The sequence below is a fragment of the Kibdelosporangium philippinense genome (assembly GCF_021390435.2).
GTDB classification, from domain to species: Bacteria; Actinomycetota; Actinomycetes; order Mycobacteriales; family Pseudonocardiaceae; genus Kibdelosporangium; species Kibdelosporangium philippinense.
In genome coordinates this window covers 3797534-3821062 of the sequence record NZ_JAJVCN010000001.1, presented here as the reverse complement: position 1 = coordinate 3821062, position 23529 = coordinate 3797534, and the positions used below count along the sequence as shown (strand labels likewise).

The 23529-nt window shown below is 66.0% G+C and carries 24 protein-coding genes and 4 pseudogenes; 9 read left to right on the top strand and 19 right to left on the bottom strand.

Annotated elements, in window-relative coordinates; translation table 11 throughout:
* Positions 1–151: 151 nt before the first annotated feature.
* From LWC34_RS17650 to LWC34_RS58820, 4 genes and pseudogenes are all read right to left on the bottom strand, one after another.
* A pseudogene (locus LWC34_RS17650) lies at positions 152–286 on the bottom strand (hypothetical protein); the annotation flags it as partial.
* A gap of 148 nt (positions 287–434) precedes the next feature.
* A pseudogene (locus tag LWC34_RS58825) lies at positions 435–734 on the bottom strand (phosphate signaling complex PhoU family protein); the annotation flags it as partial.
* A gap of 11 nt (positions 735–745) precedes the next feature.
* A complete protein-coding gene (locus LWC34_RS17645) occupies positions 746–1453 on the bottom strand; it encodes a CBS domain-containing protein (RefSeq protein ID WP_233726128.1) in 708 nt (235 codons plus the stop codon).
* 106 nt (positions 1454–1559) lie between these two features.
* Positions 1560–1889, bottom strand: a pseudogene (locus tag LWC34_RS58820) (DUF2267 domain-containing protein); the annotation flags it as partial.
* 171 nt (positions 1890–2060) lie between these two features.
* On the opposite strand from LWC34_RS58820, the gene LWC34_RS17635 reads away from it, so the two are divergent.
* Entirely contained in the window at positions 2061–2270 is a 210-nt protein-coding gene (locus tag LWC34_RS17635; protein ID WP_233726126.1) for a hypothetical protein, read from the top strand.
* Positions 2271–2292: 22 nt separating this feature from the next.
* Here LWC34_RS17635 and LWC34_RS17630 read toward each other — a convergent pair whose 3' ends face one another.
* From LWC34_RS17630 to LWC34_RS17610, 5 genes are all read right to left on the bottom strand, one after another.
* A complete protein-coding gene (locus LWC34_RS17630; protein ID WP_233726125.1) occupies positions 2293–2553 on the bottom strand; it encodes an Hsp20/alpha crystallin family protein in 261 nt (86 codons plus the stop codon).
* A complete protein-coding gene (locus LWC34_RS17625; RefSeq protein WP_233726124.1) occupies positions 2519–2701 on the bottom strand; it encodes a hypothetical protein in 183 nt (60 codons plus the stop codon). Before LWC34_RS17625 ends, LWC34_RS17630 begins: the two co-directional genes overlap by 35 nt.
* A gap of 84 nt (positions 2702–2785) precedes the next feature.
* On the bottom strand, positions 2786–6145 hold the full coding sequence (gene cydD, locus LWC34_RS17620) for a thiol reductant ABC exporter subunit CydD (protein WP_233726123.1): 3360 nt from the start codon (positions 6143–6145) through the stop codon (positions 2786–2788).
* Positions 6142–7161 carry a cytochrome d ubiquinol oxidase subunit II gene (gene cydB, locus LWC34_RS17615; protein ID WP_233726122.1) on the bottom strand — a complete coding sequence of 340 codons (1020 nt, stop codon included), beginning with the start codon at positions 7159–7161 and terminating at the stop codon, positions 6142–6144. The genes cydD and cydB overlap by 4 nt, the downstream gene beginning before the upstream one ends.
* A 20-nt stretch (positions 7162–7181) precedes the next feature.
* Positions 7182–8576 (bottom strand): cytochrome ubiquinol oxidase subunit I, encoded by a 1395-nt coding sequence (locus LWC34_RS17610; RefSeq protein WP_233726121.1) that lies wholly within the window; start codon positions 8574–8576, stop codon positions 7182–7184.
* Positions 8577–8782: 206 nt separating this feature from the next.
* Between LWC34_RS17610 and LWC34_RS17605 the strand changes: the two genes are divergently transcribed.
* Positions 8783–9349, top strand: a complete 567-nt coding sequence (locus LWC34_RS17605; protein ID WP_233726120.1) for an Rv1733c family protein — start codon at positions 8783–8785, stop codon at positions 9347–9349.
* Positions 9350–9364: 15 nt separating this feature from the next.
* A pseudogene (locus LWC34_RS17600) lies at positions 9365–9509 on the top strand (ABC transporter ATP-binding protein); the annotation flags it as partial.
* Between the two features lie 89 nt (positions 9510–9598).
* Here LWC34_RS17600 and LWC34_RS17595 read toward each other — a convergent pair.
* Genes LWC34_RS17595 through LWC34_RS17585 form a run of 3 tightly spaced genes read right to left on the bottom strand, consistent with a single transcriptional unit; the run spans position 9599 to position 11467 of the window.
* Positions 9599–11050: a multicopper oxidase family protein gene (locus LWC34_RS17595; protein WP_233726119.1), complete on the bottom strand. Its 1452-nt coding sequence runs from the start codon at positions 11048–11050 to the stop codon at positions 9599–9601.
* Complete coding sequence (locus tag LWC34_RS17590) at positions 11047–11253, bottom strand: hypothetical protein (protein WP_233726118.1); 207 nt, start codon at positions 11251–11253, stop codon at positions 11047–11049. The genes LWC34_RS17595 and LWC34_RS17590 overlap by 4 nt, the downstream gene beginning before the upstream one ends.
* Positions 11240–11467, bottom strand: coding sequence for a DUF2933 domain-containing protein (locus LWC34_RS17585; protein WP_233726117.1), 228 nt, complete (start codon positions 11465–11467; stop codon positions 11240–11242). Before LWC34_RS17585 ends, LWC34_RS17590 begins: the two co-directional genes overlap by 14 nt.
* A 182-nt stretch (positions 11468–11649) precedes the next feature.
* Between LWC34_RS17585 and LWC34_RS17580 the strand changes: the two genes are divergently transcribed.
* Together LWC34_RS17580 and LWC34_RS17575 are read left to right on the top strand one after the other, a co-directional pair.
* Positions 11650–14241, top strand: a complete 2592-nt coding sequence (locus LWC34_RS17580; RefSeq protein ID WP_233726116.1) for a heavy metal translocating P-type ATPase — start codon at positions 11650–11652, stop codon at positions 14239–14241.
* 253 nt (positions 14242–14494) lie between these two features.
* A complete protein-coding gene (locus LWC34_RS17575) occupies positions 14495–14911 on the top strand; it encodes an efflux permease Rv1217c-related protein (protein ID WP_504924724.1) in 417 nt (138 codons plus the stop codon).
* 70 nt (positions 14912–14981) lie between these two features.
* Here the strand turns inward: LWC34_RS17575 and LWC34_RS17570 are convergent, their stop codons facing one another.
* The 4 genes from LWC34_RS17570 to LWC34_RS17555 form a co-directional block, all read right to left on the bottom strand.
* On the bottom strand, positions 14982–15263 hold the full coding sequence (locus LWC34_RS17570; protein WP_233726114.1) for a PLD nuclease N-terminal domain-containing protein: 282 nt from the start codon (positions 15261–15263) through the stop codon (positions 14982–14984).
* Complete coding sequence (locus tag LWC34_RS17565; RefSeq protein ID WP_233726113.1) at positions 15256–15720, bottom strand: universal stress protein; 465 nt, start codon at positions 15718–15720, stop codon at positions 15256–15258. The genes LWC34_RS17570 and LWC34_RS17565 overlap by 8 nt, the downstream gene beginning before the upstream one ends.
* 75 nt (positions 15721–15795) lie before the next feature.
* Positions 15796–16449, bottom strand: a complete 654-nt coding sequence (locus tag LWC34_RS17560) for a response regulator (RefSeq protein WP_233726112.1) — start codon at positions 16447–16449, stop codon at positions 15796–15798.
* A 101-nt stretch (positions 16450–16550) separates the two neighbouring features.
* Entirely contained in the window at positions 16551–16802 is a 252-nt protein-coding gene (locus LWC34_RS17555) for an SHOCT domain-containing protein (RefSeq protein WP_233726111.1), read from the bottom strand.
* A gap of 217 nt (positions 16803–17019) precedes the next feature.
* On the opposite strand from LWC34_RS17555, the gene LWC34_RS17550 reads away from it, so the two are divergent.
* Together LWC34_RS17550 and LWC34_RS17545 are read left to right on the top strand one after the other, a co-directional pair.
* A complete protein-coding gene (locus tag LWC34_RS17550) occupies positions 17020–17673 on the top strand; it encodes a CBS domain-containing protein (RefSeq protein WP_233726110.1) in 654 nt (217 codons plus the stop codon).
* 11 nt (positions 17674–17684) lie between these two features.
* Positions 17685–17897, top strand: a complete 213-nt coding sequence (locus LWC34_RS17545) for a DUF1918 domain-containing protein (RefSeq protein ID WP_233726109.1) — start codon at positions 17685–17687, stop codon at positions 17895–17897.
* Positions 17898–17913: 16 nt separating this feature from the next.
* Here LWC34_RS17545 and LWC34_RS17540 read toward each other — a convergent pair whose 3' ends face one another.
* On the bottom strand, positions 17914–18096 hold the full coding sequence (locus LWC34_RS17540; protein ID WP_233726108.1) for a hypothetical protein: 183 nt from the start codon (positions 18094–18096) through the stop codon (positions 17914–17916).
* Between the two features lie 257 nt (positions 18097–18353).
* Between LWC34_RS17540 and LWC34_RS17535 the strand changes: the two genes are divergently transcribed.
* Complete coding sequence (locus tag LWC34_RS17535; RefSeq protein ID WP_233726107.1) at positions 18354–20327, top strand: multicopper oxidase family protein; 1974 nt, start codon at positions 18354–18356, stop codon at positions 20325–20327.
* A gap of 79 nt (positions 20328–20406) precedes the next feature.
* Here the strand turns inward: LWC34_RS17535 and LWC34_RS17530 are convergent, their stop codons facing one another.
* Positions 20407–20907, bottom strand: a complete 501-nt coding sequence (locus LWC34_RS17530; protein WP_233726106.1) for an SSI family serine proteinase inhibitor — start codon at positions 20905–20907, stop codon at positions 20407–20409.
* 320 nt (positions 20908–21227) lie between these two features.
* Between LWC34_RS17530 and LWC34_RS17525 the strand changes: the two genes are divergently transcribed.
* A complete protein-coding gene (locus LWC34_RS17525; RefSeq protein ID WP_308200062.1) occupies positions 21228–21878 on the top strand; it encodes an ISL3 family transposase in 651 nt (216 codons plus the stop codon).
* A gap of 267 nt (positions 21879–22145) precedes the next feature.
* Here LWC34_RS17525 and LWC34_RS17520 read toward each other — a convergent pair whose 3' ends face one another.
* On the bottom strand, positions 22146–22991 hold the full coding sequence (locus LWC34_RS17520) for a recombinase family protein (RefSeq protein ID WP_233726104.1): 846 nt from the start codon (positions 22989–22991) through the stop codon (positions 22146–22148).
* Between the last annotated feature and the right edge of the window lie 538 nt (positions 22992–23529).

Below are 23529 nucleotides of genomic sequence, written 5' to 3'. Positions count from 1 at the left end.
GCAACCGCGCCGGTGTGGCGAGCGTGGTCCCCGCCGCCCGCAGCACAATCGCCACCCCGACACCGTACGTCTGCAGGCGAAGAGAACGAGCGCGAGTGCGACCCACCGGTCTGTCTGCCGCAGCGGTCCGGCCGGCGGGAGTACGTCGACTTCAGTAGGGACCGTGGGTGGGCGTCTTTTCCGGCAGACGACCGGTTGCAAGCAACGCCACACGCCGTACGATCGACACCGCGTGGTCGGCATAGCGTTCGTAGTAGCGGCCGATCAGGGTGATGTCCATCGCGGTCTCGACATCGGGGTGCGGCGTCGCGGGACGCGATCACCATACGGGCCTTGGCGATGATGTGCTTGGCCGCGTTGACCATGCCTATGACAGTTTCACGCAGTTCGGGTGGGACGACTGGGTGCGGTGCCCGCCTATGCACGATTTCCGCCACGTGCAAAGCGAGTTCGCTCATCCGTTCCATGTCCGCGCTGATTCGCAGGCCTGCCACGAGGACGCGCAGATCGGTGGCGACCGGCTGCTGGCGGGCGATGACGCTGACCACGAGGTCGTCCAGTTCGTGGTGGCGGATCCGGATCTTGTCGACGGCGTCCTCGACCTGGTTGACCGGGTCCTTGTCGGTATCCAGCAGCGCCGTTGTCGCGTCGGTCATGGCTTGCTTGGCGAGCTCGGCCAGGTCGGTGAGCTGTTCGGCGAGCTGATCGAGATCCTGTCGGAATGCCTCGCGCATGATTGTCCCCTTCAGAAACGTTTCCTTGGCAGCCTGCCGGCGCCGACGATGGGGAAATCGGCTGGTGGCAGGTGGGTGTCGTCCAGGGCGAAGCCCAACCGGGATTCCACGTCGACGACGCCGTCGACCCGGCGGGTGATCGATTCAGCGATCCAGACCAGGCTCTTGGTCTCGAGTTCGCCCCGTAACAGAACCACATCGTCGCGAACCGAAACATCCACAGTGGTCAGATTGACGGTGACGCCGAGACCGTGTTCGAACACGTCGTGCACGATCTCGTCGCGGATGTCCTTGTCCCGCCGGAGGAAGACAGTGAGCAGATCCCTGCGCCCGACGATGCCGACGAGTCGTCCTGTCTCGTCGATGACGGGCAGCTGGTGGATGTTGTGGCGCACCAACGTCCGGGCTCCGTCGACGACGGTGGACTCGGCGTCGATGGCGATCGCGGACGTGGTCATCAGATCGGCGGCCACGGTCCCGGTCTGCTTGTTCCGCTTGGTCAACTTGGCGAACAGGGTTGGCCGTTCCGGCCGACCCTGCTTGACGGGCAGATCCGACTCGGACACCACGCCGACGACACGGTTCTCGTTGTCCACCACCGGAACCTCGCTGACCTGCCGGTCGGCGAGCAGCCGGACGATGTCCTTGAAGTCGGTGTAGTCCTTGACGAACGCGACATCCGTCGTCATCACGTTCTTGATCTTGCGATGCCGCATCATGGTGTCCTCCCTGACACAGTGGGATTGAGAATCGCGCGCAGGTTCGCGCGGGCAGTTGGCCGAGCACCGTGTCGAGTTGTCCCGGCGAGAACAGGCCGGACATCGCCGACATGATCGCCGCGAGTGCCCGCTTCGCCTGACGTGCAGGGACCCGGGCCTGTTGCTCGTAGCGGATGAGGTAGTCCTCGACGTCCAGCTGGATGGGCACTTTGCTCGGCTGCCAGCCGTCGTAGTACTTGCCGCGCAACAGTTCCGGGCGCTGGGCGGCCAAGTGTGCGGCACTGTCCACTGGTAGGCGGTCGTGCAGGATGTGCAACCAGGGCCGAAGCAACTGGTATGCCTCGCGCAGATCGTCCGTGCCCAAGCGATTCGCCCCCACGCGGAGCCACTCCAGCGCGGTGCTTTCCGCGTGTGCGAACAACCGTTGGTGGGTCATGGTTTCCTCCATCGAACTGGTTACCCTCAGGGTCTGGCCTTGGCGCCATCCCGCGTAGGGCCGAATGGCCTGCTGGGTCATGCCTTTGGGGGCCGTATCCGGGCGCGTCGGAAACCTGGGCACGACAGCGGACCGGACGAGCATCGGCTCATCTGGTCCGGTGATCGTGGTATGCCTGAGTCAGGAAATGATCTCGCAGTTGGCGAGCGACTCGAACCGGGCGTCGCACTGGTCGGCTGCACCAGCGCCACCGTTGCCGACGTCGAGCGCGGCGGGATCCGTCAGCGTGTCGTTGCCGTCGTCGCCGAAATCTTGTCGGCGCCGGCCGACAGTGTGCCGACGGTCGGCGTCGTTGAGATGAAGGCGGCGAGCGACACCTAGGTGCCTACTCGCCGCCGGTTCGTCACTCCTTAGTGCCGATCTGGACGTTGATCGCCTTTCCTTCCAGAGATTCGGTGAGCGGCACCGTCACCTCGAGGATGCCTGCGTCGTACCGTGCCGAGACCTTCTCGGCGACGGCCGCGTTCGGCAGACGAACCCTGCGGGCGAACGAACCGTACGAGAACTCGCTGTGCGTGTCGTCGTGCTTCGCCACGGCCCGCTCAGCCTTGATCAACAGTTCGTTGCTCTCAATGGTGATGGTGATGTCCTTCTCGGGGTCCATTCCGGGGCAGTTCCGCACGCACCACGTAGTCGCCGTTGTCCCGGTAGTCCTCGATCCGGACTGCGTGCCGTGCACCGAACGACGTGAACGGCCAGCCGCCTTCCAAGAACCGGACCACGTCCGGGATGAGGGTTCCACGTGGAATCATGCTTGTCATCCTTCTCCTCCTTTCCGTTGTGACAAACGAAACTCCTGGCACCCGTGCGGGTACAGGGCCACAGACCCGTTTTGCCTAGGCCGTTCGCGGTAGTCCACAAGCGACATAGGTGAGCGAGCGGGCCGGTACGCCGGGGAATTCGGCAGGCCGGTGGCTGACGATGACCGTGGACTTTCCTTCGGTCGCGGTGAGGATGTCGCGGGCGAGTGCGTCGGCTGTGTCGGCGTCCAGGTGGGCTGTGGGTTCGTCCAGCAGCAGAATGGGACGGTCGGACAGCAGAGCGCGAGCGACGGCGACGCGTTGGCGTTCACCGCCGGAGATCGTTGTTCCGTGGGTGCCGAGCCTGGTGTTCAGCCCATCCGGCAGGGCGTCGAGCCACTGGCCGAGTTGGGCGCGTTCGAGTGCGGACCGCAGTTGCGCGGGCGTGGCGTCCGGTTTCGCGAGGCGGAGGTTTTCCGCGAGCGTGCTGTCGAAGATGTGTGCGTCGGGGCCGCACCAGGCGAGCCGGGAACGTACGGAATCGCTCGTGTACAGCCGGCTGTCGGCCTTGTCGAGCAGGATTTTGCCGCTGGACGGGTCGAGGTTGCGCATCAACGCGGCGACGACCGTGCTCTTGCCGCAACCCGATGGGCCGCTGATGACGACCCGTTGTCCTAGTCCCAGCGTGAGGTTGAAGTCCTTGACCGCGTCGCGGTCCGCGTTCGGCCAGCGCACGGACAACTGCTGCGCTTCGACGTGTGCGACTGGTGGCGCTTGGGTCGATGCGGTGGGTTCGGACTGTGGTGTGGCCGCAGCGTCCAGCTCCGCCAAGCGGTGGGCCGAGTGGCGTGCGCCCAGCAGGCGCTGCGCGGCTTCGGGCAATCCGGCGACGACTTCGGTCACCGCCAACGGGGTCAAAGCAAGCACAGCCAAGACAGGACCCGGTACGGACCCCAGGATGCCCAGCAGTAAGCAACTGACCGAAGTCAGCCCTACGGCAAAGACGGCGATACCGCTGCCAAGTCCCCGGGTACCGGCGGCTTTGCGCGCTGTGGCAGTGAGTTGGTCGTCCACAGCACGCAACTGTGCGTGTCGTGCGGCGGCGGCGCCGAACGCGATCAGGTCGGCAGAAGCTTGCATGAGCTCGGTAGTCCGTGCGGTCACGTCGGCCTGGAGGCGGCTGGAGTATCGCTGAGCGCGGCTTGTCGTGATAGCGGACACCGCGGGTGCGAGCAGACCGGCTGCGAACAGTCCGATGGCCGCCGCGATACCGGCGCTGGGCAGTAGGAGACCGAGTGTGGTCGCGGTGCCGGACAGCACGACGAAAGTGGCCACTCCAGGGATGAGGCCACGGACAAGGACATCCTGCTGGCTGTCGACGTCGGACACCAGGCGGTGCAGCAGGTCGCCGCGGCGCTGGCGCTCGGTGACGGTAGGACCGATGCGAACGAGCTGACGCCAGACGCGGACACGGAGTTCAGTCAGCGAGCGCAGGGCCAGATCGTGCGACAGGAGCCGTTCGACGTATCGCAGGATGCCCTTGGCGATGCCGAAGGTGCGGACCGCGACGATCGCGACCATCAGGCTGAGCACCGGCGGATGCAGTGCGGCGCTGGCGATCAGCCACGACGACGTGGCCGTGAGCGCGACACCGCAACCCAGGGCCAACGTCGCGATGAGGCAGGCGAGTACCAGCCGAGTCCAGTGTGGGCGGATCGCGTCCAGCAGCGGCCGCCATGCCGAGGGGGATGCCTCGAACGCGAATGCGCTCGCCGTCGGTGCCGCGGTGGTGGGCGTGGCGGTCTCAGCCGACTTCGGCGCGGTCGGCTTGGTGGTGGATGTGACTTGTCCAGGCAGCTCGATCACTCGATCACACAGATCCAGCACTGCTGGGTGGTGCGTCACGATGACGGCGGTGCGACCAGCCAGCACGTCAGGCAGCCGATCGAGGATCGCCGCTTCGGTGCCGGAATCCACGCCTTCAGTAGGTTCGTCGAGCAGGACCAGTGACCGGTCGGCCAGAATCGCGCGAGCCAGCGCCACCCGGCGTCGTTGTCCCGTCGACAGTCCGGCGCCGAGTTCGCCGACCGACGTCGTCAACGGCACGTCCAGGGCGGCAGTTGCCGCAGCCGCGGAGAGCTCAGCTGTGGTGGCGAGTGGATTACCGACAAGGATGTTGTCGGCGACCGTGCCCGCGACAAGGTTGGGCCGCTGGGGAACCCACGCGATGCGGCGTTGCCACTCTGTGCGGTCCAACTCGGCGAGATGGACGCCGTCGATCCAGATCTCTCCAGCGTCCGGACGACGCCAGCCGAGTACGAGGTCCAGCAGTGTCGACTTCCCGGCTCCGCTGGGGCCGGTGATACCGATGACCTCGCCGGGTTCGATCCTCAAATCCAGGTGGTCGAGGATCGGCCCGGCGCGGCCGGTCACGGTGACACCGTGCAGACGCAGGGGCACCCGGGAAGGGTCGGGCGCCGGTGCGCGGGTAGGGACAGGAGTCTGAGTTTCGGTGAGTGCGGCGATTTCCTCGGCGGCGGCCAGGCCTTCGGCGCTGTCGTGGAACCGAGCTCCGACGGCCCGCAGCGGCAGGTAAACCTCGGGCGCGAGGATGAGCACGACGAGAGCCGTGTGCAGGTCGAGTTGTCCGGCGAGCAGCCGCAGTCCGATGGAGACGGCGATGACTGCGACCGACAGCGTGGCCAGCAGTTCCAAGGCCAGCGCGGAAAGGAACGCCACACGCAGCGTGCGCATGGTCTGCGTGCGGTACCGCTCGGTGATCTCACGCAGTGTCTTGGTCTGCGCCTTGGCACGCCCGAACGCCGTGAGCACAGCGAGCCCGGCGACCAGGTCAAGAAAGTGGTTGCCCAGAACGGAAAGCGTGCGCCACTGGCGCTGGGCGTCCCGGCGCGTGTACAGCCCGATCAGGATTCCAAAGATCGGGATCAGCGGTACGGTCACACCGATGATCACTGCGGCGACCCAGTCCATCAGCAGGATCCGGGCTCCGACAATCATCGGCACGATCGCGGCGATGAGCAGCTGTGGGAGATAGCGCGAGAAGTAACCGTCCAGTTTGTCCACACCGCGCGTGGCGAGTGAAGCCAGCTCGGCGGGGGAGCGCTGCGCTGAATGGCGAGGCCCCAGCCTCAGTGCCGCACTCACCACCGAATCACGAAGCTGCGCCAGCACCCTGGCTGCCGCACGATGGGCAGTCGTCTCGGCCAGCCAAGCGGTCCCCGACCGGCCGAGGACGACGGCCACGAGCCCGGCGAGCGGCCAGGCAAGAACGCTCAGCCCGGCGCCGTCGAGAAACGCTCGCGAGATCGTGGAAGCCAGCAGTTCGGCTTGAAGCATCACCAGTATCGCGGTGATGCCGCCGAGAGCCGCGCAGGCCACGATGAACGGCCGTGCGGCGCTGGCGTGGCGCAGCAGCCGCGGGTCCAGTGGCTTCATCGCCGCACCGGGGGAAGACCAGCGGCAGCGGGGATGGATTCCCGGGTGACGCGCTTGCGGAACACCCAGTACGTCCACGCCTGGTAGGCCAGCACGACCGGCGTGAACGCGACCGCGACCCAGGTCATGATCTTGAGCGTGTACGGCGTCGAGGCCGCGTTGGTGGTGGTGAGGCTGTAGGCGGCGTCCGTCGTCGAAGGAAGGACATTCGGATACAGCGAGTAGAACAACGTCACTGTGGTGGCGACGATGGCCAGGGCGGTGCACACGAACGCCAGGCCTTCCTTGCCATCCATGGCGTACCACACACCTGCGATCAGCACCGCAGCGGCAACCAAGACGGGAATCCAGGTCCACCCGCCGTGGTCGGCCGCGGTCCAGGCGAGGAACCCGCCGCCGAACAGGATCGCTGCACCACCAAGCGGTTTGGTCAACGCGACAGCCCGCTCGCGCAAGTCGCCTGTGGTCTTCAGGCCGAGGAAGACCGCGCCGTGCAAGGCGAACAGGCTCAACGTGGCCAGACCGCCGACCAGTGCGTACGGGTTGAGCAGTGTGAAGAACGTTCCGGTGAAGTGGTGTTGAGCGTCAAGCGGTACGCCGCGGACGATGTTGCCGAACGCCACACCCCACAACAGCGCGGGAACCAGCGAACCGAACACGATCGCTCGGTCCCAGTTACGCCGCCATCGGTCACTGTCGATCTTGCCGCGGAACTCGAACGCGACCCCGCGCAGGATCAACGCGACCAGGATGACCAGCAGCGCGAGGTAGAAGCCGGAGAACAGGCTGGCGTACCAGAGCGGGAAGGCAGCGAAGGTGGCGCCACCAGCGACCAGCAGCCACACTTCGTTGCCGTCCCAGACCGGGCCGATCGTGTTGATCAGCACCCGGCGGTCGGTGTCGTCGCGGCCGAGCACGCGCAGCAGCATGCCGACGCCGAAGTCGAAGCCTTCCAGGACGAAGTAACCGGTCCACAGGACCGCGATCAGCAGGAACCAGATATCGGTGAGAGCCATGACATTTCTCCAGCGGGGTGTCAGTAGGCGAAGACCGCTGGGCGCGGCTCGGACTCGTCCTCGGCGGACTGTTCGGGCGGAGTTGGCCCGGCTTTGGCGTAGCGGACCATCAGAATCCCGTCGACCACCGCCAACACTCCATACAGGACTGTGAAGACGATCAACGAGGTCAGCACGCTGCCGACGGACACAGTGGGGGACACGGAGTCGGCAGTGGTCAGCACGCCGAAGACCGACCACGGCTGGCGGCCCATCTCGGTGAAGATCCAGCCGACGCTGTTGGCCAGGAACGGAAGCGAGATCCCGGCGAGGGCCGCGATGGTGAACCAGCGGGCGCGTGGAGTTCGGCCGCGCCGGAACAGCCAGAGCCCGACGATCGAGATGAGCAGGCACAGTATGCCGAAGCCGATCATGAACCGGAACGTCCAGTAGGTGACCGGGATGTTCGGCCGGTACTCACCGGGTCCGTACTGCTGGACAGCTTGCGCCTGCAGGTCGTTGATGCCTTCGACCTCGCCGTCGAAGCTGCCGGTGGCCATGAAGGAAAGGATCCGGGGAATGCGGATGCTGAACTTCTCCTCCTTACCGTCCAGCGAACCGATAGTGAACAGCGAGAACGACGCGGGCGCGACCGTGTCGTACAACGCCTCGGCAGCTGCCATCTTCATGGGCTGCTGCTCAGTCATCAACCGGGCCTGCACATCGCCGGTGAAGATCACGCCCACGCTGCCGATCAGCACGGTGATCAGAGCGAGCTTCATCGACGGCCGGAAGACCTCAGTGGACCGTTTCTTGTGCAGGTGCCACGCGCTGATGCCGACCACGAACATGCCCGCGGTGACGAAGCACGCGGTGATCGTGTGTGTGAACGCGCCGATCGCGGTCGAGTTGGTCAGCACGGCACCGAAATCGGTGAGTTCCGCACGACCGGTGGCAGGGTTGACCCGGTAACCGACCGGGTGCTGCATCCAGGAGTTCGCGGCGAGGATGAAGTACGCCGACAGGACCGTGCCGATCGACGCGATCCAGATGGTGGCCAGGTGCAGGCGTTTCGGCAGCCGATCCCAGCCGAAGATCCACAGTCCCAGGAACGTGGACTCGAGGAAGAACGCCAGCAGGCCCTCGATGGCCAGTGGCGCGCCGAAGATGTCGCCGACGAAGCTGGAGTAGTCGCTCCAGTTCATCCCGAACTGGAACTCCTGCACGATCCCGGTGACCACGCCCATGGCGAAGTTGATCAGGAACAGCTTGCCCCAGAACTTGGTCATCCGGCGGTATTTCTCATTGCCGGTGCGCACCCACGCTGTCTGCATGCCGGCGACCAAAAAGGACAGCCCAATGGTCAGCGGGACGAAGATGAAATGGTAGACGGTCGTGATCGCGAACTGCCACCGCGCCACGTCGAGACTGTTCATCGAGTTCTCCCCGGGGTCGTCGTCCCTGGAAGCTTCCGTGATCAGCCGGGTGCCGCGGGATAGGTCTTTGGACCTGTGTTGGCGGGGCGGAAGTCTCAGGTGCCGGATTGGGTCCAAAGACCCTGCCGACAGCGGCCATCGACCCTGATCCCGCGGTGTGCGTCGCTTCTACGGTTCTGGCAGACCCGCGAATCTGGGGGGAATTCATGACTCGGCTGGTGAAGTGGATGCGGCTGCTGGGGTTCGCCCGTGGCTCCCTGAGCCGCCGGTCGGACCGTGCGCAGCGGATGCTGCTCTTCGGGGCGGTGGCAGCCGCGCTGTTGGCGATCCCGGTGGCGGCGGATGCGGCGGGCAGCGTCGCACCAGAGTCCGTCGCCGCGACGCACCAGACCATCGCGGTGCTGACCGAAGACGCCCACGTGCAGATGTCCTACAGCGAGTACGGGCCGGTCGACGGCACCAAGGTGAAAGCCAAGTGGCCGACGCCGAACGGCGGGTCCCGGTCCGGAGACATCAACGTGACCGCGAACCTTAAGGCAGGGGAGCGGGTTCCGATCTGGACGGATCAGACGGGCAATCCGCTGGATGGTCCCGAAACCTCCGTCGGGCATGTCATGCACGTTCTGTTCGTGGGCGCCGTGACTGTCCTCGGGTGGCTTGTCGGGGTTGTGGTCTGTTATCTGCTCGTGGCCTGGCTGCTGTTGCGGCGGCGGGTCGCGGCGTGGGACCGGGCCTGGGCGCGCGCTGACCAAGACTGGCGACGGACCGTGTGACGAGCCAAAGGAAGCATGATGAACTCCGTTGAGATTTCCGGCCTGCGCAAGTCATTCGGCCGCACTGTCGCCTTGGACGGCTTGGAGATGACGGTCCGGACCGGCGAGGTGCACGGTTTCCTTGGGCCCCAACGGTGCTGGGGAGACCACCACACTGCGGACCGCCACATTGGCCGCTGACCGATGGGGCGACGAGCGCCCTCACCAGGAAGAGTCCGCCGGCCAAGAGTGATACGACGATCGATCTGGTCAGGTCTGATAACCGAGCAAGGTCATCATGCCGGCTTCGGCGTGGTAGGCGTTGTGGCAGTGGGTCATCCACTGGCCGGGGTTGTCGGCGTCGAAGTCGCAGGCGAGGGTCTGTCCGGGTAGGACGATGGCAGTGTCTTTTCGTGGGCCCGAGTTGCCGAGTTGGAAGGTGTGGCCGTGGATGTGCATGGGGTGCCACATCATGGTTGTGTTGACGAACTCGATCCGGACGCGTTGTCCCTCCCGAACACGCGCCGGGTTGGTGAGGTCGCCGGTGCGGCCGTTGATGCCCCAGTCGTAGCTCATCACGCCGCCGGTGAGCGCGAGCCGGTGCACGATGTCGGGTGGCTTGGCGGGCAGTGTCGCCGCGATGGTGGGCTTGAGGGCCGGGTAGCCAACGATGGAGCCGGTCAGCTCGCTCGGCCGGACCTCGGGTCCGGGCGCGCTGCCGGTGGCGGTGCGGGCGAGGGCGAAGGCGGTGGCGTTCTTGCCTTCGGCCAGTGCCACCACTGGGTACACGCCGTCGCTGAGGGTGACCAGGGCGTCGTAGCGCTCGCCCATGCCGATCAGCAGCGCGTCGGTATCCACCGGCGTGATCGGGAAGCCGTCGGTGTGGGTGACGGTCATGCGATGCCCGCCCACCGCGACGCGGAACGCGGTGTCGGAGCCGGCGTTGATGAACCTGATCCGCACCCGCTGTCCGGGCTTGGCGGTGAACGTGGTGAGCGCGCTCGGGGTACGGCCGTTGATCAAATAGTGAGGGTAGGTGACGTCTCCGGCGTCGCCGAGCAACGGGCTGACAGTGCCGCCCATGCCGGGCATGGAGCCCATGTGGCCTGTCCGCTGGCGCGGGTCGGCGAAGATCTGGTCGGGGGTGGTGCCGGTGCCGTCGATCCAGTCGTCGAGTACGACGACCCATTCCGCGTCGTAGGCGCCGGGCTCGGTCGGGTCCTCCACGATCAGCGGCGCGTAGAGGCCGCGGTCGAGCTGCGTGCCGGTGTGTGGGTGGAACCAGTAGGTGCCCGGCACGGGGGCGATGAACCGGTAGGTGAACTCCGCACCCGCCGCGATCCCGGGCTGGGTGAGATCCGGCGTGCCGTCCATGTCGTTGCGCAGAGCCACACCGTGCCAGTGGATCGAGGTGTCCGCGGGCAACCGGTTGACCAGTCTGGCCTCGATCACGTCCCCGGCGCTGATCCTGATCTCACGTCCGGGCACCGCGCCGTCGTAGGTCCAGGTGTCGACCACCGTGCCGCCTAGATCGATCTGGCCCGCCGTGGCGGCGAGCGTGATCGAGCGGGTGCGGCCGGTGCTGCGGCGGGCGGCCTCGACTTCCCGCACCCGTGGGTCAGTGGGCAGGACCAGCGGCGCCGTGGTCACGGCGGGGGTGCAGGCGGCCAGCACGCCCAGCGCGGTCGCGCTCAGGAACGTGCGGCGGGTGAGGGCGCTCATGACGCGGTCCTGCGGAACAGCAGGGCGGCGAGCAGGCCGAGCGTGAGCAGCCAACCGATGCCCAGCAGCGTCAGGTGGAACGGGGACAGGTGCGGATCACCGGACCAACCGGTCAGGTCGTTCCACAAGTGCCTACCGGCGTCGGTATAGCGCAGCAGCGGCATCGGCCATGACAACCAGACCTCCTGGCTATCGCCAGCCACCGGTGGGACCGTGCTGGTGCTCACCGGGGTGATCGGTGTGCTGGCCGGAGCCCCCGTTCCCGCCGTGCCCTCCCATCATGAACATCATCATCAGCGGGCAGGCCAGCACAAGCAGACCGAACAGGATCGTCTGCACCGGCACACCGGCAAACGCCAGGCCCACGATGAGGATCGCCAGCGCGATCGCGTACAGCGGCAGATGTTGACGCTTCATGGCATTGCCTCCTTCCAGGTCGCCTCCCAGCGTCTGCCGCTCGCACCCGCCCGGTGAGGGGCGCATGTCACCGGATAGGAAGCTGAAAGACCCACCCTCTCCAAGGCATAGGCCCCTACCCCCACTGGTATCCGAAACGCACGATCGGACGAGTCTTCGCAGACTGGTGAAGGGAGCCCGCTATGAGCACGGCCGACATCGCGGTGCTGGTGGCTGCGGTCGCCGTCATCGCCGGATTGGGCTGGTACTTCTTCGGCCCTCGCCGCGCACGGACGGCACAACTGGCCGATGGCGTGCAACGCGTCGAGGTCACCGTGCGCGGCGGCTACCAGCCCGACAGCATCCGGGTCCGCCAGAACATACCCCTGGACCTGGTCTTCAACCGCCAAGAGAGCGGCGACTGCACCTCGCACGTGGTGTTCCCCGATCTCGGCGTCAACGCCGCACTCCCCGCCTTCGCCCGCACCACCGTCCGAGTCGACCCTGCCCAGGCGGGGACATTCGGGTTCGCCTGCGGCATGAACATGATCCACGGCACCCTCGTGGTCGACCCCTCCGACAAACTCCAGGCCACCTCGTCGGAGGCCCTTACCACGGTGCCTCATGGCGAGAGCCGGACAGCGTCGCCCGCCTCCCGCGCCGCCGCCGACGAGGAGGCCGCACAGGCTCAGGAACGGCGCGTGGAGATCACTGACCTGACCCGCCGTGTGGTGGTGGGGGCGATCCTGACGCTGCCGGTGCTGTTCGCCGTGATGGCCCACGAACTGTTCGGCGCCGACTGGGTTCCCGGCGTCCTGCTCAACCACTGGGTGCAGTTTGCCCTGATCACCCCGGTGATGCTCTACACCGGCTGGCCCATCCACCGCACCGGCTGGCTCACCCTGACCTACCGCTCGGCGGACATGAACAGCCTCATCACTCTTGGCACAGTCGCCGCCTACGGCTACAGCCTTGTCGTCACCCTCGCTCCCGGACTCCTGCCTGAAGACGTCCGCGAGGTGTACTACGAGGCCGTCGGCGTGATTCTCACCCTGATCCTGCTCGGTCGGCTGCTCGAAGCCCGCGCCAAAGCTGGCACCGGCGAAGCCATCCGCGCCTTGCTCGGCCTGCAGGCCCGCACCGCCCGCGTCGTCCGCGACGGCACCGAAACCGAGATCCTGATCGACGAGGTCGTCGTCGGTGACGAGGTCGTCATCCGTCCCGGCGAGAAGATCCCCGTCGACGCTGCTGTTCTGTCCGGACAGTCTGCTGTGGACGAATCGATGGTCACCGGGGAACCCATCCCGGTCACCAAGAAAACGGACGACACGGTCATCGGCGCCACCATCAACACCACCGGCTCCCTGCGCGTCCGCGCCGTCAAGGTCGGCGCCGACACCATGCTCGCCCAGATCATCCGCATGGTCCAGCAGGCCCAAGCCTCCAAAGCACCGATCCAACGGCTGGCCGACGCCACCTCCGCCTACTTCGTCCCCGCCGTCATCGCCATCGCCATCGCCGCGTTCACCGTCTGGTACATCGCCGGACCACCCCCGGCGCTGACCCTCGCCCTAGTCTCCGCCGTCGCGGTGCTGATCATCGCCTGCCCCTGCGCCCTCGGCCTGGCCACCCCGCTCTCGATCATGGTCGGCACCGGCAAAGGCGCCCAGGCCGGCATCCTCATCCGCTCTGCCGAAGCCCTGGAAACCGCGCACAGCCTCGACACCGTCGTGCTGGACAAGACCGGCACCATCACCGCGGGCAAACCCGCCCTCACCGACATTCGCACCATCGGCACGATCACCGAGGACGACCTGCTCGTCCTCGTCGCCGCCGCCGAGGCTGACAGCGAGCACCCACTGGCGGCGGCCGTCATGGCGGGGGCGCGCTCACGCGACCTCGCCACCGCCACCGCGTCCGGATTCGACTCGATCACCGGCAAAGGTGTGCAAGCCACGGTCAACGGCCACGCCGTGCTCGTCGGCACCCAGAGGTTGCTCGCCGACGCTGTCATCGCCACCAGCGCGCTCGACCCGATCGCCGCGAAGTTCTCCGCCCAGGGCAAGACTCCCATCTTGGTCGCCGTGGACGGTCGACCCGCGGGCGTGCTCGCAGTGGCCGACACCATCAAGGACGACTCGGTCGCCGCGATCGCTGCGCTGCATCGGCTTGGCCTGGACGTCGTCATGATCACCGGTGACAACGCCCGCACCGCCGCTGCGATCGCCCGCCAGGTCGGCATCCGCCGCGTGCTCGCCGAGGTCCTTCCCGAACACAAGGCCGACGAGATCCGCCGCCTGCAAGCCGAAGGAAGCCGCGTCGGCATGGTCGGCGATGGCATCAACGACGCCCCCGCCCTCGCCCAAGCCGACATCGGCCTGGCCATCGGCACCGGCACCGACGTCGCCATCGAAGCCGCCGACATCACCCTCATCTCCGGCTCACTGACGGGCGTGGTCACCGCCATCCGCCTGTCCCGCGCCACCATGCGCAACATCCGCCAGAACCTGTTCTTCGCCCTGATCTACAACGCCATCGGCGTCCCCATCGCCGCAGGCGCCCTCTACCCACTCATCGGCCTACGCCTCAGCCCCATCCTCGCCGCGGCGGCCATGGCCCTGAGCTCGCTGTCCGTCGTGGGCAACGCCAACCGGCTCCGCCGCCACCACCCCGCGCCACTCCCCAGTGCGCGCCTCATCGAGGTCGAACCGCAGGTCGAAACCGGCGGACAACACCGTCGGCACGCCGAAGGCGAGTCTACGCTCACGACCCACACGAGGTCGGCCAACCAGTAACCGTGGGGCACGCGTTGGACCGGACCACGGCGACCGATAGAACCGCACAGGCGTGGTCGAGCGACGCACGCTGGCACGGGGCCCAGCACCGACGGCTTCACCACACTCTTCCGGTTCACCAGACCCGGCTTGGTTGAACACCCCAATAGGAACCCCCGCCTCCTGAGCTGCATCACTTGGAACGTCGAAGTCCACAGTCGACGGACCTCACGACGAGTCATTAAAAAAGACAGATCACTCGGCGCGAACGAGCATTGCTCGATGCCAGCTCGTCCTGGCCGGTGCCGTTAACCGGACGAGTGGGCCGGCAGTCATTTCGCGGTGGCATTCGGCGGAGTCCTGCTCCTGCTCGTTGTCGGTAGTGTGGCCGCAGGCCTGTTCTTGGGCGCGCAAACCGGCGACACGGGTGCAGGTCGGCCGGATCCTGGCCGCCGCCGCGATCCAGGTCCCGGCGGTGTGGGTGGTGTTGGCGCTCGTCGCAGTGTTGTTCGGCGCGGTTCCTTGGCTGGTCGGCGCCGGATGGGCGCTGCTGGTCGGATTCCTGCTGGTGGGCGAGGTAGGTCCGCTGCTCCGGCTGCTCGAGGCGGTCATCGACATTTCACCGTACGCCCACGTGCCGAGGCTGCCCGGCGGGACTATGCCCCAGGGCCGGTCACAGCTCTGGTCCTGATCGCTGTCGTGCTGGTGTTGGCAAGTCTCGGTACGTTCCGGCGCTGGGACATCGGCTGAGCGCAAGGCTGTCAGCGGATGGACTTCGATGCGTCCAGGTGCACTTTCTCGTGCCATGGCGTCGCCTTGTGGGGGACTGGGCGGCGCCTGCCGAACCGGAAGTACGCGATCGGACCGACGAAGTTCACCGCGATCGCCAACGCCCACATCAGTTTCGGGCCGTTCACCGATTCCCGGGGGCGGCGAGACAGGTCGTACCAGGCGGTCAACGCGAGTCCACCTTGGACAGCCGCGGTGGTGATCGCGAGCCGCCGCTGCTGGGAAGTGAGGTCGCGCCATTTCTTGTCAGCCATGGCTTTCCTTCCCTCGATCGGCCGGGACGATCACAACGGGGCAGCGGGCGTGCCGCAGGCAACCCATGGTGATGCTGCCGAGTAGTGCCGTCGCGGTGGTGATTGCACCGTGGCTGCCGACGACGAGCAGGTCGTCGAGCCCGGCCAGTTGGGTCAGTTCGCGGGCGGGCTCGCCGGTCAGGAGCAGTTCGGTGACTGTGGCGTGGTGGTCTCCTGCCGCTTCGACAACGGAGTGCAGTCGCTCGGCCCGCGTTTCCATCGACGGTTCGGGGAATGTGCCGTGCGGGAGCAGTGCCATGGAAGTAGCGGGTACGAAGGCGGGCGAACGCCGCTGCACGGCTACCGCAGTGACGTGGAAGTCCTGTGTCGCGGCGAGGTTCAGCGCCCATTGAAGCGCGGTCCGGCTGGCGGGTGACCCGTCCACGCCGACAACGATGGTCCGCGGTTGTGCCGTCATTGTGAGTGCTCCGTTCGCTCTGGTTCCAGCGTCAGTGGTGCGAACGCGTGCGGTCAGGGCCGAAGGACCCGCTACTCACAGGGATTTCTGCTCGTCCCGTCGCCGGGTGGCGTAGACGGCGGCTTCGGTGCGACGCACGAAGCCGAGTTTGTGCAGCAGCGAGGAGACGTAGTTCTTTACGGTCTTCTCGGCGAGGTACAGCTGGGCGGCGATCTGACGGTTCGTCATGCCTTCGGCGATCAGGTCGAGGATGCGTCGTTCTTGCGGGCTCAGAGAGGCGTAGCGAGGATCCTCATCGTCATCGGTTTTGCGCAGTCTGTTGAGGACGGTGGCGGTGACGCCGGCATCGAGGAGTGAGCCGCCTGCAGCGAGGGTGTGTATGGCGCTGACGAGGTCGTTGCCGCTGACTTGTTTGAGCATGTATCCGGCAGCGCCGGCCATGATCGCGCTGAAGAGGGCCTCGTCGTCGGCGTACGAGGTGAGCATCAAGCAGGCAGGTGGTGGTTCGACTGCCGCGCGGATGTCGCGGCAGACCGTCACACCTTCCCCATCTGGTAGCCGGACATCGAGGATGGCGACGTCGGGACGCAGGGCTGGGATGCGTGCGATGGCCTGGGCCGCGGTGCCTGCTTCACCGACGACCTCGATGTCGGGCTCGGCCTCGAGCAACTGCTGCAACCCGCGGCGGACGACCTCGTGGTCGTCGAGCAGGAACACCTTGATGGCCATGTCGGCACCTCTCCGGACGTCTTTCTTGCCGGATCAACAGTGCCTGAGGCGACTCACGGCCTGATAGGGCCGGGCGCCTGGGCAAGTAGGGCCGAACGGCCCTACTTGATTTCTGAGAGCGCGTCGCGCCGAGCGCGGTACTCCTCCTCATCGATCTCGCCACGGGCAAAGCGCACGGCGAGGATGTCCAACGGTGCCCGCGAATCATCCCGCGGTGGCGATGCCGTGGTGTGTGTGCGGTGCGTCGCGGTGAGAACGACGGCTGTCAGACCGCCGAAGAACACCAGGATGACGATGACCAACAGCACCCAGTCGAACCAACTGAGACCCATCGGGCCGTAGTTCCAATGCATAGTGCACCTCCCTGTTCATCCGTACTGTCCACCGCGCCGGCGGCCGCCAGCAGATCCGGACGACCCGTTGTACCGGGCCGACCGGCCCCGAATGTCGGGTCCTTCCACGATCTCTGTACCGGCTCAGGTCGAAAGACCATGCCCGCTAGCGGCGGTCGACCCTGAACTAGCAGGCCGAGGGTGCATAACGTCCCAGACGACGAACGCGGAGGCAGCCATGCGAGAACTGACCGTCGCCATGGTCATGACCAAAGACACGATCACCGTGACGCCCGACACCGAGTTCAAGGACATCGTGGAAATCCTGACGCGGTACTCGATCAGCGCCGTGCCGGTGGTCGGCGGCGACGGCGTGCCGATCGGGGTGGTGTCCGAAGCGGACCTGACGCCTAAACAGGAGAGGCCGGAGCCACCGTCGCTGCTCGCGAGCAAGCGCGCCCGGCAGAGCTGGCACAAAGCCAGTGCCGGACGCGCCGTCGACCTGATGGCAGTCCCCGTCCGGGCTGTCGAGGCCAGTGAGTCGGTGAGCTTCGCGGCGCGCGAGCTCCACCGCAGGGGAGTGCGACGGCTGTTCGTGATGGACCATGGCCGACTGGTGGGTGTGGTGTCCAGGCGTGACCTGTTGAAGGTGTTCCTGCGCTCGGACGAAGAGATCCGCGCGGACATCGAGCACGAGGTCTTCCAACGTGTGCTGTGGGCGGATCCGACCGCCATCACGGTCGCGGTCAACCGTGGCGTCGTGACACTCACCGGTCAGCTCGATCGCCGTAGCGAAGTGGAGATCGCCGGTCGGTTGACCACAACCATCCCGGGCGTGGTCGACGTCCGTAACCGTCTCGACTGCGCTTGGAACGACCAAGCGCACAACTGAGTGGAGGAACCATGCGTGCCAACGTTGCCGACTGGTTGGTTGTCAAGGGCGCAAAACTGGACGACGTGACCCGCAAAGGCGAGATCGTCCAATTAGTACACGAGGACGGCGCGCCGCCGTTCTACGTGCACTGGCTGGACACCGACCGGGTGACCCTTGTGTTCCCTGGCCCGGACGCACACGTCGAACGGCACAGCGCTGAGCCATCCGCACCTGCGGTTTGACGCTCGCCGACCGCGTTCATGGCGTCCCCCAGATCACCAGTCCCTTGGACAGAATCGTGCTCACGGTCGTCAGCTCGTATCCCCAGCCACTCATGCCGTTGCCATACCAGAACATCATCGTGAACCGACTTCGTCGGAATAGTGCCGAGGCCGCCCCGCGCACCAGGTCCACGACACGGGACAATGTCATGCCCGCCATCGCCAAAGTCCTAAATGTCCTGTGCGAACAGTAGTTAGTCCTACCTTGTGCACGGGCCCGCGAGCGCTCTACAGGGCGACCGGCTGGCGCGGCTTCCGCTGGACTGCTCGGCGTGGATGGCCGCCAGCATCGGCGAGGCCCAGGTATGTGGCCTCCTTCTCACGGACGCCGGGTGTGACCTTGAATCAATGGTGGACAGGTGAACCTCGGCGGTGGGTCATACCTCAGCCATTAACCACCTTCATAGGGAGGCAGGGATGACGGAGCTCACCCGCCGGGAGCTTCTCCAGCTTGGTGTTGCCGCAGGGGCTTCGGTGACGCTGCCGCTGTGGCACAGTGGCGGGACAGCGGAGGCATCAGTACCTGGTGCCACGCTTGATCCGGCCACGATCCCGAAGTACGTGACCTGCCTGGTGATCCCGCCCGCGATGCCGCTGACCGCCACGCTTCAGAGCACATCTATCGACTGTTACGTGATCGGTGTCCGGCAGTTCTCCCAGCAGGTTCTCCCGCCCGGGCTGCCGAGGACCACGGTCTGGGGCTACGGCCTCGAATCACAGGGGCAGACCTTCCACTACCCAGCCCACACCATCGAGGCCCGTGCGGGCAGGCCGGTACGGGTGACATGGGTGAACGGCTTGGTGGACCCGCGCGGCGCCTACCTGCCCCACCTCCTGCCGGTGGACCCGACCCTGCACTGGGCCAACCCGCCCGGCGGTGTCGCGGGGCGGGACTCGCGTCCGAACTTCGCCTCGACGCCCGGACCGTACGCCGGTCCCGTACCCATCGTCACGCATCTCCACGGCGGCCACAACAATGAGGAGTCCGACGGTTACGCCGAAGCCTGGTATCTGCCGGACGCGGCCAATGTTCCCTCCGGATTCGCCATGGTCGGTTCCCGTTATGAGGAGTTCGAAGCGACATTCACCAGCAAGTTCGGGCACGGGTGGGATCCCGGGACAGCCACGTTCCAGTACGACAACGACCAGCCGGCGACCACCCTGTGGTTTCACGACCACGCCCTGGGGGTGACGCGGTTGAACGTGTATGCAGGATTGGCTGGCTTCTACCACATCCGAGGGGGTCCGCACGACCTGGTCGGCGTGCTGCCCTGGCCGGCACCCGGTCGCTGTGATCCGCCGGGCACCAGGTATTACGAGATTCCCATGCTCGTCCAGGACCGCTCGTTCGGTCCGGGCGGGTCGCTGTTCTATCCGGACAGTCGGGCGTTCTTCGATGGCTTCGCCGGTCCGTACATCCCGGACAGCGACATCTCGCCCATCTGGAACCCCGAGTTCTTCGGCAACACCATGGTGGTGAACGGCCGGACGTGGCCTGTGCTCGAGGTCGAGCCGCGCCGATACCGGTTGCGGTTGCTCAACGGGTGCAACAGTCGATTTCTGATCCTGAAGCTGGCCGGCGATCCGTTGGCGCCGCGTCCGGTCCAGCCGGCGCTGCCGATCTGGCAGATCGGCGCCGACGGAGGGTTTCTGCCGGCGCCGGTACAGCTCGACCAGTTGCTCATGGCGCCGGCGGAACGGGCCGACGTCATCGTCGATTTCACTGGCGTGCGTCCTGGCACGCACCTCTACGTGATCAACGAGGGCCCGGATGAGCCGTACGGTGGCGGTGTCCCCGGCACCGACTTCGCTCCCGCGAACCCGGCCACCACCGGCCAGGTGATGAGGTTCTCGGTCGTCGACCTGCTCGCACCGGATCCCAGCACCCCACCCGGTCAGATCACCAGGCTGCCCGCCCCACCGAAGCCGGGCCGGCACACGGTGACCCGTCGGTTGTCCCTGCACGAGCAGGATTCGGCGGTCCTGCCGGGCGTCGGCCCACGGATTGCCCTGTTGGGCATAGTGAAACCGGACGGTACCGGGCGCGCGCTCGGCTGGCACGAACCCATCACGGAGACCCCCTCTGTTGGCACGACTGAGCTTTGGGAGCTGCATAACTTCACCAGGGACGCCCACCCGATTCACATCCACGAGGTGCAGTTCGAAGTGGTGGAGCGCCAGCGGTTCAACGGATCAGCCCGTCCGCCGGAACCAGGGGAAACTGGCCTCAAGGACACCGTGATCGCCCTACCGAACGAGATCACCCGGGTCAGGGCAGTATTCGACCGGGTAGGGCTCTTCGTGTGGCACTGTCACATGTTGGAACACGAAGACAACGAGATGATGCGACCGTACAGGATCATGGATATGTTCGCCCACGACGTCCGGTAGACCGTGCCGTCAAGAGTGTCCACATCGGACGCAGCCCACCCTGTTCTTCGGCGGGGCCGCACAGCACTACCCGTAACCACTAGAACCCGAACACCAACCCCGTACCTGCCCGCAACTTGCAGGCATTGCCATAACTTTCTTGGAAGCGCACCGGGACACCCCACCAGTCGCCGAGCGCAGTCACGGTTACCGGCTTGTACACGCCGCTGCACACCTTGCCCGGCTCTCCTGGCAGCCGGGCAAGGTCACCTTCAGCGGTCGCTATGTCAAAGCACGCCGCCTCGGGGTACGGGTGGTTTCCACCTGGCGGGTCGCACGTCAGTGTCCTGACTTGCGATGCGGCTATCGGTACCAGACCTTCGGAAACTGTCAGCTCCAACTCGCTTGACGCTTGTGGCGGTTGCCCGTTCGCGGTCGCAGCGTGACCTGGTGGCGTGGATCCGGGGAATGCGAGCGCAGTTGTCACTGCGACCAGTAAGAGTGCGTAGGTGCGGTGTGTCAGCATCTTTTTGAACAGGACGTGATCGTGGATGGAGGTGACATCAGTGGCCACGACTTCCTTGTGTTTCCGGTGTTTCATCATCACTCCCGTCTACCTCGGCACAGAACCTGGTTCTCAGGGTTATGCGCGTTGTACAGCTCGCATAGGGGCGTACGGCCCGCTGTTCGTGGCCTTTGGCCGTGCCACGAAGGACCAGATGCCCGGCCGGGCAACCGGCTGATCTCGCCGCTGGCCGCAGTCCGTCTGTCGCCGACGGGTGAATTCTGGTTCTGGCACGGTTTCCGTGATGGACCCTGGCGTCGGGTGACTGGGCCGGTAGTTGATCATGGTCGAGGTGTGTTGATCTTGATCTGGTTCGGGTTCTGTGGCCGCATCTGACCGGCGTCCGGATCGAGGCTGTGTCAGCGGTGGGCTGCGCGGTCAGGATCGAGGCCAGGACCAGCGGAGCACCGGCAGCGTGTCCGGACTGTCGAATGGTCTTCGGCCGAGTGCATAGTCGTTACAACCGGCACCTATCCGACACGGCCACGGCGGGCCGGGAGGTGCTGATCCGGTTGACCGTCCGGCGATTGTTCTGCGACAACCCCGAATGCTCCCGCACGACGTTCGCTGAGCAGGTGCCCGAACTGGCCGCTCGGCACGCCCGGCGCACCACGATCTTGCAGCGGGTGCTGGGTGCGGTGGCCTTGGCGTTGGGCGGCCGCGCCGGGGCCCGGTTGACCCAGCGGTTGGCCGCGTCAGTCAGCCGGATGACGTTGCTGCGTATGGTGCGTGCCGTGCCCGATCCCGTCCAGGCCACGCCTCGGGTGCTTGGAGTAGACGATTTCGCCCTACGCCGCGGACATCACTACGGCACGCTGCTGATCGATATGGAGTCGCACCGACCGGTCGACGTGCTGACCGACCGCACCGCGCAGACGCTGTCGGCGTGGCTACATGCCCATCCGGGCGTGGAGATTGTCTGTCGGGACCGTGCTGGCGCCTATGCCGAGGGTGCCCGCGACGGCGCACCGAACGCGGTGCAGGTGGCTGATCGATGGCACGTCTAGAACAACCTGGCCGATGCGGTCGAGCGCACGGTAGCCCGCCACAAGAACTGTTTAACCGCAGCACTGGCCGTGAAGACCGAGAGCGACGCCAGCACCAGCGGCGCCGACCTCAGTGACCTACCCCTTAACCAGCAACTCCCACCAGTCACAGGGCCCAGCGACCGGACGGATCGGTGGGCGGTGCGAGCACGCGAACGCTACGCGGCCGTGCACGCGTTGCTCGCCGAAGGCGTCGGCATCAATGCGGTCTGTCGTCGCCTGAGCCTCTCACGCGGCACCGTGCGCCGCTTCGCCCGCGCTGAGACAGTAGAGGAGTTGTTGACCCGCAACGGAACCGGACGCCGTGTAGCGAGGGTTCTCCAGAATCCCGACGACTGTGCGCACAATCCATGCCTCACCTGAACGGTGAGTGTTGCGCTTGCGGTCGACACCGGATGGGCATTGCACGCCACGCTCGTTCAACTCTCGTGCGATGCTGGCGACGCTGCGTCCGGTCGCGCGTTGCTGGAAGATCCATCGCACCCATGGTGCTGTTTTCGGGTCGGGATCCAGCCGGTGCAGTCGCCGTCCCCATCGCGCGTGTGCTCGGTTCGGGTGTGAACCGGCGTCCACCAGCCGGTACCCGTACGGTGGGCGGCCACCTAGAAAACGGCCCTGCAGACACGTCTGCTTGCGCATCGCCGCTAACGTCCGGTGCCGTGCCCGTACGACCTCTCGACGTGATTCGGCACCGAGCAACACCATTAACGCCTGATGTACCGCGCTACCCGCATCGACCGCGCCACCGGCTTCTGGCAACCACAACTGCACGCCGTGCGCCTGTAGCACGGACATGACGAAGCCGAATTGGTCTCCGCAGAACGCTCGTTCGTATTCCCCGACCACCACTGCGTCGAACTGGCGGTCTGGATCACGCACCGCCGCCAACAACGCTGCCGCAGCCGGCCGCTCCGGCCAGGACAGTCGCCGTGAGACGCCTTCGTCGAAGAACTCGGCCACGATCGACCCTTGACCGGCAACCGTTTCCTCGGCGACTTCACGCTGCCACGACAACGACGTCAACCGATCCTGATGCTCCACAGTGGACATCCGGCCGTAAAACGCGAACCTCAACGGCAAAGCGCAACTCACGGCAGCTTCCCGTCGCGGCCTCCGTCGACGCCGAATCACCACCTCTCCCAACGATTCAACCGAGTCCATCCCATGTCACCCCTCAACACGATTCACCCGCCACCATCGCGACGCGGCCAGCCCGCCGACATGACGCGACCACGTCTGAGCCGATCTGAATCCATGGCCACACCGAAAGTGGGACAGAACCGAAAATTTGTACAGTCCCATCTGCGGCTGGAGTACCAATGAGGCGTCGCCTCGGACCGCCGAGGTAGGTGGCTGAGCTGGGCTTCCGCGACCAGCTTGATTTTGGCCAAGCTCACGCAAGGACCTGCGGTCATGATCGGCAGACCGCCGTCACCCGCTGCGCCGAAGTCCGATCATCCGTGATGACCGGCCGTGCCACTCCAAAGTGGCTGGTCAGACAACGAGTCTGTAGATATGGAGCGGGCACACTCGACGCTATGCCGCCGAAAAACTTGATTCAAATGTCGAAGTTCAAGGGGCCTAGTTGATCTAGGAATCTTGTGAGCGAAAG